At 70.0% G+C, this 13,255-nt stretch carries 11 protein-coding genes and 1 pseudogene; 10 read left to right on the forward strand and 2 right to left on the reverse strand.

The features are described 5' to 3' along the window. Positions 1-78 precede the first annotated feature (78 nt). The gene (locus tag G6039_RS06740) at positions 79-639 is read left to right on the forward strand and encodes a ribonuclease H family protein (RefSeq protein ID WP_043798050.1); all 561 of its coding nucleotides are present in this window, start codon (positions 79-81) and stop codon (positions 637-639) included. A 7-nt stretch (positions 640-646) separates the two neighbouring features. Here G6039_RS06740 and G6039_RS06745 read toward each other — a convergent pair whose 3' ends face one another. Continuing rightward, positions 647-1,651, reverse strand: a complete 1,005-nt coding sequence (locus G6039_RS06745; RefSeq protein WP_006935722.1) for an acrylyl-CoA reductase family protein — start codon at positions 1,649-1,651, stop codon at positions 647-649. Between the two features lie 169 nt (positions 1,652-1,820). Here G6039_RS06745 and G6039_RS06750 point away from each other — a divergent pair, with 169 nt between their 5' ends. The 5 genes from G6039_RS06750 to G6039_RS06770 all read left to right on the forward strand — a co-directional run bounded on the left by G6039_RS06750 (position 1,821) and on the right by G6039_RS06770 (position 6,525). Beyond that, a complete protein-coding gene (locus tag G6039_RS06750) occupies positions 1,821-2,789 on the forward strand; it encodes a siderophore ABC transporter substrate-binding protein (protein ID WP_029546398.1) in 969 nt (322 codons plus the stop codon). Positions 2,790-2,802: 13 nt separating this feature from the next. Next, positions 2,803-3,831, forward strand: coding sequence for an ABC transporter permease (locus tag G6039_RS06755; RefSeq protein ID WP_029546397.1), 1,029 nt, complete (start codon positions 2,803-2,805; stop codon positions 3,829-3,831). Further along, positions 3,828-4,814, forward strand: a complete 987-nt coding sequence (locus G6039_RS06760; protein WP_206530779.1) for an iron chelate uptake ABC transporter family permease subunit — start codon at positions 3,828-3,830, stop codon at positions 4,812-4,814. The genes G6039_RS06755 and G6039_RS06760 overlap by 4 nt, the downstream gene beginning before the upstream one ends. Further along, the gene (locus G6039_RS06765; protein WP_006935734.1) at positions 4,811-5,566 is read left to right on the forward strand and encodes an iron ABC transporter ATP-binding protein; all 756 of its coding nucleotides are present in this window, start codon (positions 4,811-4,813) and stop codon (positions 5,564-5,566) included. Before G6039_RS06760 ends, G6039_RS06765 begins: the two co-directional genes overlap by 4 nt. A gap of 83 nt (positions 5,567-5,649) precedes the next feature. Continuing rightward, positions 5,650-6,525, forward strand: coding sequence for an amidohydrolase family protein (locus tag G6039_RS06770; protein ID WP_029546395.1), 876 nt, complete (start codon positions 5,650-5,652; stop codon positions 6,523-6,525). A gap of 69 nt (positions 6,526-6,594) precedes the next feature. On the opposite strand, the gene G6039_RS06775 is transcribed toward G6039_RS06770, so the two are convergent. Then, the gene (locus G6039_RS06775; protein WP_006935749.1) at positions 6,595-6,954 is read right to left on the reverse strand and encodes an Rv2640c family ArsR-like transcriptional regulator; all 360 of its coding nucleotides are present in this window, start codon (positions 6,952-6,954) and stop codon (positions 6,595-6,597) included. A 91-nt stretch (positions 6,955-7,045) separates the two neighbouring features. Between G6039_RS06775 and G6039_RS06780 the strand changes: the two genes are divergently transcribed. From G6039_RS06780 to G6039_RS06795, 4 genes and pseudogenes are all read left to right on the forward strand, one after another. Next, positions 7,046-7,540, forward strand: coding sequence for an ArsI/CadI family heavy metal resistance metalloenzyme (locus tag G6039_RS06780; protein ID WP_043798048.1), 495 nt, complete (start codon positions 7,046-7,048; stop codon positions 7,538-7,540). Positions 7,541-7,668: 128 nt separating this feature from the next. Next, positions 7,669-9,345 carry an NAD(P)-binding protein gene (locus G6039_RS06785; protein WP_029546393.1) on the forward strand — a complete coding sequence of 559 codons (1,677 nt, stop codon included), beginning with the start codon at positions 7,669-7,671 and terminating at the stop codon, positions 9,343-9,345. Then, positions 9,342-12,914, forward strand: coding sequence for a pyruvate:ferredoxin (flavodoxin) oxidoreductase (gene nifJ, locus G6039_RS06790; protein ID WP_043797964.1), 3,573 nt, complete (start codon positions 9,342-9,344; stop codon positions 12,912-12,914). Before G6039_RS06785 ends, nifJ begins: the two co-directional genes overlap by 4 nt. Further along, positions 12,914-13,255 (forward strand): annotated as a pseudogene (locus tag G6039_RS06795) (dihydroorotate dehydrogenase-like protein); the annotation flags it as partial. The gene nifJ and the pseudogene G6039_RS06795, both read left to right, overlap by 1 nt.

The raw sequence follows: 13,255 nt of genomic DNA on the forward strand, positions 1-13,255 counted from the left end.
GCCGCGATTTCTGCGCAGCCGCGGCGCGTCGGCGCCTCGGGCGCGACGTCGCCCCTGCCACGGGATATGGTCTGGCACATGATCATCGTGAGCACCGACGGTTCCTGCCTTCGCAATCCGGGCGGCGCCATCGGATGGGCGTGGGTCAATCACGAGGGACCGAGCCGCTCGGGCGGGGAGCACTCGGGCACCAATCAGATCGCCGAGCTGCGGGCGCTGCTCGAGGCGCTGAAGGCCCATCCCGGTCCGGAACCGATGATCATCGAATCCGACTCGCAGTACGCCATCAAGTGCGCCTCGGAATGGTTGCCGGGCTGGAAGCGCAAGGGCTGGAAGACGGCGACCGGCGCGCCGGTGAAGAACCTCGATCTGGTCCAGGCCATCGACCGCGTCCTCGCCGACCGGTCCGGGCCGGTGCGGTTCCGGTGGGTGCGCGGACACGTCGGCAACCACTTCAACGAACTCGCCGACACCCTCGCGGGCGAGGCGGCGCGCGCGCAGGCGGCGGCCCCGCCCGCCCCGAACGCGCCCGTCTCCGAACCGGCCGGGCCCGAGCCGACCGCCGCACCCGCGCGGGCGAAGAAGGCGGTGCGCCGGACGGTGAAGGTGGTCGAGGAGGTCGAGCTCACCCTCTTCTGACGAGCCCTCAGAATCCGCCGGCAACCTCGATCACCGCGCGCCCGGTGAACTTGCCGGCCCGCACGAGGTCGAGCGCGGGCACCAGCTCTCGCGCGGGGATGTGGCGGGTGATGTCGGCCAGGTGCCGGGGCCGCAGGTCGCCCGCGAGGCGCTCCCACAGCGCCCGGCGCGGGCCGATGGGCAGCTGCACCGAGTCGATGCCCAGCAGGGCGACGCTGCGCAGGATGAAGGGCATCACCGTGGTCTGCAGGGCGGCGCCGCCGGTGAGTCCGCTGGCGGCGACCGCGCCGCCCCACTGGACGGTGCTGAGGACGTGGGCGAGTGTGGCGCCGCCGACGCAATCCACGGCCCCGGCCCAGATCGCCTTGCCGAGCGGTCGCGGCTTCGCGTCGGGGTCCTCGGGCAGCCGCCCGATCACCGAGGCGGCGCCCAGTTCGGTGAGCAGGTCGTGGGCTTCCGGCTTGCCGGTCGAGGCGACCACCTCGAATCCGGCGGCGGCGAGCAGGTCGACGCTGACGGTGCCCACGCCGCCGGAGGCGCCGGTGACGACGACGGGCCCGTCGTCCGGGGTCAGGCCGTGCCGCAGCAGGGCCTGCACGCTCAGCGCCGCGGTGAATCCGGCGGTGCCGATGGCGGCGGCGTCGGCTGTGGAGAGCTCGCCGAGCCGGACGAGCTGGTCGGCGGGGACGCGGGCGTACTCGGCGTAGCCGCCGTGGCGGCCGGTGCCGATCTCGTAGCCGTGCGCAAGGACCCGGTCCCCGGGCGCGAAGTCGGGGTGATCGGAGGTGACGACCTCACCGGCGAGGTCGATGCCGGGAATGATCGGGTAGTTGCGGACCACGCCGCCGCGCGGGACGACGGCGAGGGCGTCCTTGTAGTTGATGCTCGAATGCAGGACGCGGACGGTGATGCCGTCGTCGGGCAGCATCGTCTCGTCGACGGTCTCGGGGGCGAAGTCGATCGCGTCGTCGTGCTCGCGCGCGACCCAGGCGGAGAACGTGGTGGAGGTCATGGGTCCGACCGTAGTGGCGGCGCGCTCGTCCGTGGGGCGACACGACCCTTGCCAACGGTAAGTAAAGGCATGCTAAGTTAGGCAACGCTTGGCTGAGTTTGAGGCGGTGGGTGGGGCTGCGCGGGTGGCTCCGTCTACCTCGGAAGTTCAATTTTCAAGGAGATTGCCCATGCGTATCCGGTTGTCCGCCGCCGTCGCGTTAGTCGCGGCCGCCTCGCTCGGGCTTTCCGCCTGCTCCTCCGACACCTCCTCCGAGACCGCGGCGGAGACCGGCGAGACCGTCGTCATCAGTCACGCCCAGGGCGATACCGAGGTGCCCGTCGATCCCGAACGGGTCGTGGTCTTCGACCAGAGCGTGCTGCAGTCCATGATCGACCTCGACCTGCCCGACGCCGTCGGCGTCCCCGCGCTCACGAATTGGCCCGAATCGTTCGCGCGTTACCGGGGCGACGACGTCGCCAAGGTCGGCTCGCTGTTCGAGCCCGACTTCGAGGCCGTCAACGCCCTCGAGCCCGACCTCATCATCGTCGCCGCCCGGTCGGCCACCAGCTACGACGCGCTCAGCGAGATCGCCCCGACCGTCGACCTCTCCGTCGACGCCAAGGACTTCCTCGCCAGCGTCGCGAAGCAGAACCGCAACCTCGCCACCATCTTCGGCGCCGAGGGCGCGTTCGAGGAGAAGTTCGCCGGCATCGAGGCGTCGTTCGACGCGGTGTCCGCTGCCGCCGCACAGGCGAACCTGCGGGGACTCATCACGCGCGTCGAGGCCGCCGAGGTCACCGCGTACGGACCCGGCTCCCGGTACGGGATCATCCACGACCTCGGCGTCAAGCCCGTGTCGGAGACCTTCGCCGACGACGTCGCCCACGGTGACGCCGTGTCCTTCGAGTACATCGCCCAGGCCGACCCCGACCTGATGTTCGTTCAGGACCGCGAGGCACCCCTCGGCGACACCACCGGCCCCAACGCGTCCCGAGTCCTCGACAACCCGCTCGTCGGCGGCACCACCGCCGCGAAGGAAGGCCGGATCACCTACCTCGACCTGTACACCTGGTACATGGCGCCGAGCGCGCTGAGCTCCGTCCAGTCGCAGATCGACGTCGTCGGGCAGGCCGTCGGCAAGGCCGCGGCGGCATGACCGCCTCCCGCCCGTGAGCTCCCCGGTAACGACCGGCAGGGCCGGCGACCGCACCCCGCGTGCGGCCGCCGGCCCCGCCGCGCGTCTGCGTCCCGTCCTGATCGGCGCGGCGCTGCTCGCCGTCGCCGCCTTCGCGTCCCTGTTCGTCGGCGTCGCCGACGTCACCCCCGCCGACCTGCTGCGCGGCGACACCGCGACCCTCGAGGTGTTCTTCGTCTCGCGCGTGCCCCGCCTGATCGCGATCCTGCTCGCCGGCGCCGCCCTGAGCGTGTCCGGCCTGATCATGCAGCACCTGACCCGCAACCGGTTCGTGGCGCCGGACACCGCCGGCACCGTCGAATGGGCCCTGCTCGGCATCCTCGTCGCCACCCTGTTCCTCGGCGGACAGTCCGTGCTCGGCAAGATGCTCGTCGCCGTCGCCTTCTCCCTCGTCGGCACCTTCCTGTTCCTGCGGCTCCTGCGCCGCGTCCGGTTCACCGACATGATCGTCGTACCGCTCGTCGGCCTCATGTTCGGCGGCGTCGTCATGGCCGTCACCACGTTCTTCGCCTACCGGCTCGAACTGATGCAGGCCCTGAACACCTGGACCAGCGGTGACTTCTCCGGCATCCTGCGCGGCCGCTACGAGATCATCTGGGTCGTCGTCGCCGTCATGGCCGTCGCCTATCTGTACGCCGACCGCTTCACCGTGGCCGGCCTCGGTGAGGGCTTCGCGAAGAACCTCGGCGTCCCGTACCAGCTGGTGATCAACATCGGGATGGTCGTCGTCGCCGTCACCACCGCCGTCGTCACCGTCGTCGTCGGCGCCATCCCGTTCCTCGGTCTCGTCGTGCCCAACCTCGTCACCCTGGCGCTCGGCGACAACCTGCGCCGCGTCCTGCCGATCACCGCGCTCGCCGGCGCCGGATTCGTGCTCGCGTGCGACGTCGTCGGCCGCGTCCTCCGCTACCCGTACGAGATCCCGGTCGGCACCGTCGCGAGCGTCGTCGGCGCCGTCGTGTTCATCGCGCTGATCCTGCGCACCCGGCGAGGACCGCGATGAGCCCGGCCGTCGCCGCACCCGCCGCGACCCGTCGCCGGAACCCTGCCCGCGTGCTCGTCGTGCTCGCCGTCGTCGCCGCACTGGCGGTGTGCGCCTACCTGTTCCTCTTCGTCACCGGCTCGTGGGACTTCGCCATGAAGATCCGCGGCCGGCAGGTGCTGTCGATGGTGCTCGTCGGCTACGCCACCGCCTTCGCCGCGGTGATCTTCCAGACCGTCACCAACAACCGCATCCTCACCCCGGGCGTGATGGGTTTCGACAGCCTGTTCATGCTGCTGCAGACCCTCGTGGTGTTCCTGTTCGGCGCGAGCGCCCTCGCGACACTGGATCCGCGCCTGAAGTTCGGGGTCGAGGTGCTCGCCATGGTCGGCTTCGCGCTCGTGCTGTTCCGATGGCTCTTCGACCGCGGATCCCGCGACCTGTACGTGCTGGTGCTCGTCGGCATCGTGCTCGGCGCGCTGTTCGGTGGGCTGTCGTCGCTGGTGTCGCGGCTGATCGACCCCAACGACTTCATGACCCTGCAGGACGTGCTGTTCGCCAGCTTCAACAACGTGCAGGTCGACCTGCTCGCCGTGTCGGCCCTGCTCGTCGTCGCGGCGACGGCGTTTTCGGTGCCGCTGCTGCGTCAGCTCGACGTCGTCGCACTGGGCCGCGAGCACGCGATCGGCCTCGGCGTCGACCACCGGCGCGTCGTCACCCGCGCGCTGATCGTCGTCGCGGTGCTGGTCTCGGTGTCCACTGCGCTCGTCGGGCCCATCACGTTCCTCGGGCTGCTGGTGGCCAACCTGGCCCGGGAACTCGTCGGCACGTTCCGGCACCGCTGGACGGTGCCCGCCGCGACGCTTGTCGCGATCGTCGCCCTGGTCGGCGGGCAGTTCGTCCTCGCCCGGCTGCTCGACTACAACTCGAGCCTCATCGTCGTCGTCAACTTCGTCGGCGGCATCTACTTCATCTCCCTGCTCGTGAGGGGTGCGCGCCTGTGATCACCGTTCGGGACCTCGCCAAGAACTACGCCGGCACCACCGTGCTCGGGCCCGTCGACCTCGACGTCCCGCGCGGCGGCCTCACGTCGATCATCGGTGCCAACGGCGCCGGCAAGTCGACACTGCTGACCATCGTCGCGCGGCTGCTCGACACCGACGCCGGATCGGTCAGCATCGACGGGCTCGACCTGCGGGCCACCCCCTCGGACGCGCTGGCGAAGAAACTGTCGGTGCTGCGCCAGGACAACACCACGGCGGTGCGGTTGTCGGTGCGCGAACTCGTCGAGTTCGGGCGCTTCCCGCATTCGAAGGGCCGGCTCTCGGCGGCCTGCCACGACGCGGTCGACCGCGCCGTCGAGTACACCGGCCTGGGCGGGTTCGAGCACCGCTTCCTCGACCAGCTCTCCGGCGGACAGCGGCAGCGCGCGTTCGTCGCGATGGTGCTCGCGCAGGACACCGACTACGTGCTGCTCGACGAACCGCTCAACAACCTGGACATGAAGCACTCGCAACACATGATGCAGCTGCTGCGACGCATGGCCCACGAGATGGGCAAGACCGTGATCCTGGTGATCCACGACATCAACTTCGCGTCGTGCCACTCGGATCGCATCGTCGCGATGCGCGACGGTGCCGTCGTCGCGGACGGGGGCGTCGACGAGATCCTGCAGCCCGAGGTGCTGCGCAAGGTGTACGACATGGACATCGCCGTGCACGAGATCGACGGCCGCCGCATCGCCGTGTACTTCTGAGGCGCCTCCGGCGCCGGTGTGTCCTTCGGGCGGCTGGGGCAGCCCAAAAGACGCACCGGCGACGGGGTCGCTACCTTCGGGTGATGGACGAAGCGCAGCAGGTGGCCGACTTCCGGGCCCGGCACGGCCTCAGCGGCCTGATCGACGTGCACACCCACTTCATGCCGTCGAACGTGATGGACAAGGTGTGGAGCTACTTCGACTCCGCCGGGCCGCTGGTGGGCCGGGCGTGGCCCATCACCTACCGGCACGCCGAGGAGGAGCGCGTCGAGCGGCTGCGGGGTTTCAGGGTCCGTCGGTTCACGGCGATGCTCTATCCGCACAAGCCCGCGATGGCCGCGTGGCTGAACGCGTGGGCGGTGGACTTCGCGGCCCGCACCCCCGATTGCCTGCACACCGCGACGTTCTATCCCGAGCCCGACGCCGCCGGCTACGTGGCCGCGGCACTCGAGCACGGGGCACGGGTGTTCAAGTCGCACATCCAGGTCGGCGACTACGACCCCAACGACCCGCTGCTCGACCCGGTGTGGGGACTGCTCGAGGATGCCGGCGTGCCGATCGTGATCCACTGCGGATCGGGACCGGCTCCGGGGACGCATACCGGGCCCGGCCCGATCGCCGCGCTGCTGGAACGGTTCCCGCGGCTGGCGCTGATCGTCGCGCACATGGGCATGCCGGAGTACCGCCAGTTCCTCGATCTGGCGGAGAAGTACCCGCGGGTGCACCTGGACACCACCATGGCGTTCACCGACTTCACGCAGGAGTCGATGCCGTTCCCGGAGGACGAGCTGCCGCGGCTGCAGGCACTGGGCTCGAAGGTGCTGTTCGGCAGCGACTTCCCGAACATCCCGTACCCGTACGTCCATCAGCTCGAGGCGGTCGAACGGCTCGGTCTCGGCAGCGAATGGGTCCGCGCGGTGTGCTGGGACAACGCACAGGTCTTGTTCGGCGCGGTGTGAGCCGGGGGCTGTGTGGCCGAATGTCACATGGGTTCGATGTGATCGAACCCATGTGACATTCGGCCCCTCTCACGTGCAGCAGTTGGGGTCGAGGACGAGACGCAGTGCCTGCAGAGCCTCGTTGCAGGCGCGATGGTGGACGTTCATGCCGCGGCGCGTCGACTGCACCATCCCGGCCTTGCGGAGCTGGCCGAGGTGATGGCTGACGGTCGACTCCGTCAGGCCCACGGCCGACGCCAGGTCGCACGTGCAGACGTCGTCCTCCCGCGTGGTGAGCAGGATCGACATCAGCTGGATCCGGGTCGGGTCGGCGAGCGCCTTGAGCCGCAGCGCCACCTCGAGGGCGGCTGCCTCGCTCATCGGTGCGGCCGAGACCGGCGCGCAGCAGATGGGGGCGGAGACGTCGATGACCGGGAGCGCCTTGGGCATGTCCCCATCATCCACCCCTCTTGACATATGTCAAAAAGGGGGTGACAGTGGGCGTACTAATTCGATGTATGTCTCACAGGTGGAGGTCATCATGTCCCGCGTTCAGCTCGCCCTCAACGTCGACCATCTGCAGGAGGCCGTGACGTTCTACTCGAAGCTGTTCGGCACCGAGCCGGCGAAGGTGAAGCCCGGCTACGCGAACTTCGCGATTGCCGAGCCGCCGCTGAAGCTCGTCCTGATCGAGAACGCGGGCAAGGGCGGCTCGATCAACCACCTCGGGGTGGAGGTGGAGTCGAGCGAAAAGGTGCACTCCGAAATCGCCCGCCTCACGGACGAAGGACTGTTCACCGACGAGGAGATCGGCACCACGTGCTGCTTCGCCACCCAGGACAAGGTGTGGGTCACGGGCCCGGCGGGGGAGAAGTGGGAGGTCTACACCGTCCTCGCCGACAGCGACACCTTCGGCACGAGCCCGAAGCTGCTCGACCAGGGCGAGAACTCGGAGGGAGTCTGCTGCGGCACCGCCGCCGAACAGGAACCGGCGACCGGCACCGAGAAGGCGCCGGCCGCGACGACGTGCTGCTGAGCGACACCCACGGACCCGCTACGGACGCACGTCCGTAGCGGGCCCGATCCGTCGGAGTCGCGTCGTCGGCACGTCCGTGCCGCCGCAATCCGGTGCCGGACACCCGGCCGGAGTCCTATCGTGAGGGGATGACTGCCGACGAGCGCAGTGGCGGGGCGACGGGCGGGCGTCCGGCCCGGCCGTCGGAGGAGCTCACACCGCTGCCGGATCTGGTGCACGGCCGTCCCCGCGCGGGGCCGGTGCGCCGGCGTCGGCCCGTGTATGTGGACCTGTTGCCGCCGTGCAACGCCCGCTGCCCCGCCGGGGAGAACATCCAGGCCTGGCTGGCGCACGCGAAGGCCGGCCGCTACGAGCAGGCCTGGCGGCAGTTGGTCGCCGACAATCCGTTCGCCGCCATCCACGGCCGGGTGTGCTACCACCCCTGCGAATCCGTCTGCAACCGCGCCACTCTGGACAGCGCCGTGTCCATCCATTCGGTGGAGCGGTTTCTCGGGGACCGGGCGCGCGAGCAGGGCTGGATGTTCGAGCCGCCGCCCGCCCGCAGCGGCAAGCGGGTCCTGGTGATCGGTGCCGGACCGAGCGGGCTGTCCGCTGCCTGTCACCTCGCCCGCCGCGGCCACGACGTCGAGATCCGCGACGCCGGCGCCGAGCCCGGCGGGATGATGCGCTACGGCATCCCGAACTACCGGCTTCCGCGCGACGTGCTCGAGGCGGAACTGGAGCGGGTCGCGGCGCTGGGCGTGGAGCTGACCTGCAACCACCGGGTCGAGGACCTCGCGGCGGAACGCGCCGAGGGTGGTTTCGACGCGGTCTTCGTCGCGGTCGGCGCGCATCTGGCCAAACGGGTCGATATCCCGGCCTGCGACGCGGGCACGATGATCGACGCGGTGTCGTTCCTGCGCGGTGTCGCCGCCGGGGAACCCCCGGCCGTCGGGCGGCACGTTGCCGTCTACGGCGGCGGCAACACGGCGATGGACGCGGCCCGGGTGGCCCGCCGGCTCGGGGCCGAGGACGCGGTCATCGTCTATCGCCGCACCCGCGAGCAGATGTCCGCCCACGAGGAGGAAGCCGAGGACGCCGAACGCGAAGGCGTACGGATCAACTGGCTGCGCACGGTCACCGCCTTCGACGGTCCCGAACTGCAGGTCGAGGTCATGGAACTCGACGAGTCCGGTCGTCCGCGGCCGACCGGACGTTTCGAGACCCTGGCCGCGGACACCCTGATCATGGCGATCGGCCAGGAGACCGAGTCGGCGTTCATGCGCACCCTGCCCGGAGTCGAGTTCGAGCGCGACGGCAGCGTACGGGTGGACGGGTCGCTGATGACCGGTTGCCCCGGGGTGTTCGCAGGCGGCGACATGGTGCCCGGCGAGCGCACCGTGACGGTGGGGGTGGGTCACGGGAAGAAGGCGGCACACCACATCGACGCCTGGCTGCGCCGAGTGCCCGACGAGCGGCCTGCCAAGCATCCGATCGCGACGTTCGACCAGCTGCACCTGTGGTACTTCGCCGACGCGGATCGGCGGGTGCAGCCCGAACTGCCTGTCGAGCAACGCGTTTCCGGGTTCGACGAGGTGGTCGGCGGGGTATCGGCCGAGGCGGCGACGTTCGAGGCGGGCCGGTGCCTGTCGTGCGGCAACTGCTTCGAGTGCGACGGCTGTCTCGGCGCGTGCCCGGAGGACGCGATCGTCAAGCTGGGTGCCGGCCACGGCTACCGGTACGACTACGACAAGTGCACCGGCTGCGCAGAGTGCTTCGAGCAGTGCCCGGTCCACGCCATCGAGATGTTTCCGGAGCCGACATGACGCGTGCCACGGTGGACGGTAACGAGGCGGCCGTGTCGGTTGCCTACCGGCTCAACGAAGTGTGCTGCATCTATCCGATCACCCCGTCGTCGGCGATGGCCGAGCTGGCCGACGAATGGTCCAGCCGGCACCGGCCGAACGTGTGGGGCACCGTGCCGAGTGTGGTGGAGATGCAGAGCGAGGGCGGCGCGGCGGGCGCGCTGCACGGCGCGCTGCAGGGCGGGGCACTGGCGACGACGTTCACCGCGTCGCAGGGGCTGCTGCTGATGATCCCGAACATGTACAAGATCGCCGGTGAGCTGACCTCGGCGGTCATGCACGTCGCCGCCCGGTCCCTGGCCGCGCAGGGACTGTCGATCTTCGGTGACCATTCGGACGTGATGGCGGTGCGCCAGACCGGGTTCGCGTTGCTCGCCTCGGCCTCGGTGCAGGAGGCGCACGATCTGGCGCTGGTGGCGCAGGCCGCCACCCTGCGGACGCGGGTGCCCTTCGTGCACTTCTTCGACGGCTTCCGCACCTCGCACGAGCTCAACACCATCGAGACGCTGGCCGACGACGACCTGCGGGCCCTGGTGCCCGAGGAGCTGATCCGCGAGCACCGCGGACGCGCGTTGTCGCCGGAGCGGCCGTTCATCCGGGGCACCGCGCAGAACCCGGACACCTACTTCCAGGCGCGTGAGACGGTCAACCCGTTCTACGCCCGGGTTCCGGCGGTGGTGGACGAGTTGATGGCGCGGTTGGGGGAGCGCACCGGCCGCGACATGCGCATCGTCGACTACACCGGGCACCCCGAGGCGGAACGGGTGCTGGTGCTGATGGGGTCCGGGGCGCACACCGCGGCCGAAACCGCTGCCGCGCTCACCGCCCGCGGTGAGCGGGTCGGGGTGGTGCAGGTGCGGCTGTATCGGCCCTTCCCCGCCGAGGCGCTGTCGGCGGCGCTGCCGGCGACGGTGCGCACGATCGGCGTGCTGGACCGCACCAAGGAACCGGGTTCGCTCGGCGAGCCGCTGTATCTCGACGTCGTCGCGGCCCTCGCCGAGGCACATGCCGACGGTGAGCGGGCCGTCATGCCCCGGGTCTGCGGCGGACGCTACGGCCTGTCGTCGAAGGAATTCACGCCCGGCATGGTCGCCGGCGTCTTCACCGAGCTCGCCCGCGAGCGGCCCCGGCGCCGGTTCACCGTCGGCATCGACGACGACGTGTCCGGCACCAGCATCACCTACGACCCGTCCTTCGACATCGAATCCTCCGACACCGTGCGGGCGATCTTCTACGGCCTGGGCTCCGACGGCACCGTCGGGGCCAACAAGAACACCATCAAGATCCTCGGCGACGAGGAGCACCTGCACGCGCAGGGCTACTTCGTCTACGACTCGAAGAAGTCCGGCTCGCAGACCGTCTCGCACCTGCGCTTCGGGCCACGGCCCATCCGCGCACCGTATCTGGTGAGCCGCGCGGACCTCGTCGGCTGCCATCAGTTCCGATTCCTCGACAAGATCGACGTCCTGGGGCCGGCCGCGCCGGGAGCGACCCTCCTGCTGAACTGCAGACACCGGCCGGACGAGGTCTGGGACGCGCTGCCCCGCCGGGTCCAGGAACAGATCCTCGACAAACGGATCACGCTGTATGCGGTCGACGCGGGCCGGATCGCTCGTGAGGTCGGGCTCGCCGGGCGGATCAATGTCGTGCTGCAGACCTGCTTCTTCGCGATCTCGGATGTGCTGCCGCGCGAGCAGGCCGTCGCCCGGATCAAAAAGTCGGTGGAGAAGACCTACGGCAACCGCGGAGCCGACGTGCTGCGGCGCGAACTGGCCGCGGTGGACCGGGCATTGGAAGAGCTGCACCGGATCGATGTGCCCGACCGGGTGACCACCACGCGGGTGCCGGCGCCGATCGTGCCCGAGTACGCGCCCGAGTTCGTCCGCACCGTCACCGCGGAGATGATGGCCGGGCGCGGGGACGCCTTGCCGGTCAGCGCGTTTCCCGTGGACGGCACCTACCCGAGCGGCACCACCGCCTACGAGAAGCGCAACATTTCGGAACTGGTCGCGGTGTGGGACCCGGACACCTGCATCCAGTGCGGAAACTGCAGTTTCGTCTGTCCGCACAGCGTGATCCGTACCAAGTTCTACGACAAGTCCCACTTGGACGGTGCCCCGGAGCAGTTCGGCTCGGCGGCATTGGGCGCTGTGGGCCTGCCGGATGCCCGGTACACCCTGCAGGTCTACGCCGAGGACTGCACCGGATGCGGGCTGTGCGTCGAGGCCTGTCCTGCCGTGGCCCCCGGCGCGACGGTGACCAAGGCCATCAACCTCGCCCCCCGCGAACCGCGGGTGGCCCCCGAACGCGAGAACATCACCTTCTTCGAGACGCTGCCGACGGCCGACCGGGCCCGGGTGGACTTCGGCACCGTCCGCGGAACGCAGTTCCTCGAGCCGCTGTTCGAGTTTCCCGGCGCCTGCGCGGGCTGCGGGGAGACCCCGTACCTCAAGCTGCTCTCCCAGCTGTTCGGCGACCGGTTGATGATCGCGAACGCCACGGGCTGCTCGTCGATCTACGGCGGCAATCTGCCCACCACCCCCTGGACGACCAACGCGGACGGACGCGGCCCCGCCTGGTCCAATTCCCTGTTCGAGGACAACGCCGAATTCGGGCTCGGGTTCCGGCTGGCCGCCGACGAGCACACCCGGCTCGCCCGGCGGCGCCTGACCGAACTGCGCGAGGCGATCGGTGCCGACCTCGTCGACGACATCCTGACGGCGTCGCAACTGCGCGAGTCCGAGCTGCGCGCCCAGCGGGAGCGGGTGGCCGAACTCGAAACCCTGCTCGCAGAGCTGGATCCCGCCGTAACCGCCGACCTGCGCAGTGTGCTCGACCACCTGGTGCGGCGCAGCGTGTGGATCGTCGGCGGCGACGGCTGGGCCTACGACATCGGTGCCGGGGGCCTCGACCACGTCCTTGCCAGCGGCCGCAACGTCAACGTCCTCGTCCTCGACACCGAGGTGTATTCCAACACCGGGGGGCAGATGTCCAAGGCCACCCCGCTCGGGGCGATCGCGAAGTTCGCCGCCGGCGGCAAGACGGTCCCGATGAAGGATCTCGCGTTGCAGGCCATCGCCTACGGCAACGTCTACGTCGCCCGGGTCGCGATGGGCGCCGATCCGCAACACACGTTGCAGGCGATGCGGGAAGCCGAAGCCTACGAGGGGCCCTCGCTCGTGATCGCCTACAGTCAGTGCATCGCGCACGGCATCGACATGCGTCACGGGATGGACCAGCAGTACCGCGCGGTGGCCAGCGGGCACTGGCCGCTGATCCGCTACGACCCGGTGTTGCGGGCGGCCGGGCAGAATCCGTTCCTGCTCGATTCGCACCGGCCGAGGATTCCGCTCGAGGACTACCGCAGCCGCGAACTGCGGTACCGCGCGCTCGCCAACACCGATCCGGCGGAATACGACCGGCTCCTCGGCCTCTCCGAGGAGGCGATCGCTCAGCGCTGGGACCGGTACGAGGACATGGCGTCGCAAGGGTCGCACCACTTCACCGCCGACGCCCGCAAGGACCGCTGATGGACCTGTCGACGCGGTATCTGGGCCTGGCCTTGCCGAACCCACTGGTGGCGGCGGCATCCCCGCTGTCCCGCACGGTCGACGGTGTCCGGCGGCTCGCCGGGGCAGGCGTCGGTGCGGTGGTGCTCTATTCGCTGTTCGAAGAGCAGCTGCTGCGCGAAGCGGAGCGCAATGCGGCACTGACCGAGCACGGTTCGCAGAGCTACGCCGAGTCCCTGTCGTACTTTCCGGAGGAAGCCGTCGAGGACCACGGACCGCGCCGCTACCTGAGTCTGCTCGAACGCGCCGCGCAGGCGGTCACCGTCCCGGTGATCGGCAGCCTGAACGGCGTCACCCCGGGC

It is taken from the genome of Rhodococcus aetherivorans, from assembly GCF_011058165.1.
Taxonomy (GTDB): domain Bacteria; phylum Actinomycetota; class Actinomycetes; order Mycobacteriales; family Mycobacteriaceae; genus Rhodococcus; species Rhodococcus aetherivorans.

Coding starts and splice junctions, on each gene's coding strand:
- G6039_RS06740 (WP_043798050.1), top strand. CDS start 79: ATGATCATCGTGAGCACCGACGGTTCCTGCCTTCGCAATCCGGGCGGC.
- G6039_RS06745 (WP_006935722.1), bottom strand. CDS start 1,651: ATGACCTCCACCACGTTCTCCGCCTGGGTCGCGCGCGAGCACGACGAC.
- G6039_RS06750 (WP_029546398.1), top strand. CDS start 1,821: ATGCGTATCCGGTTGTCCGCCGCCGTCGCGTTAGTCGCGGCCGCCTCG.
- G6039_RS06760 (WP_206530779.1), top strand. CDS start 3,828: ATGAGCCCGGCCGTCGCCGCACCCGCCGCGACCCGTCGCCGGAACCCT.
- G6039_RS06770 (WP_029546395.1), top strand. CDS start 5,650: ATGGACGAAGCGCAGCAGGTGGCCGACTTCCGGGCCCGGCACGGCCTC.
- G6039_RS06775 (WP_006935749.1), bottom strand. CDS start 6,954: ATGCCCAAGGCGCTCCCGGTCATCGACGTCTCCGCCCCCATCTGCTGC.
- G6039_RS06780 (WP_043798048.1), top strand. CDS start 7,046: ATGTCCCGCGTTCAGCTCGCCCTCAACGTCGACCATCTGCAGGAGGCC.
- G6039_RS06785 (WP_029546393.1), top strand. CDS start 7,669: ATGACTGCCGACGAGCGCAGTGGCGGGGCGACGGGCGGGCGTCCGGCC.
- nifJ (WP_043797964.1), top strand. CDS start 9,342: ATGACGCGTGCCACGGTGGACGGTAACGAGGCGGCCGTGTCGGTTGCC.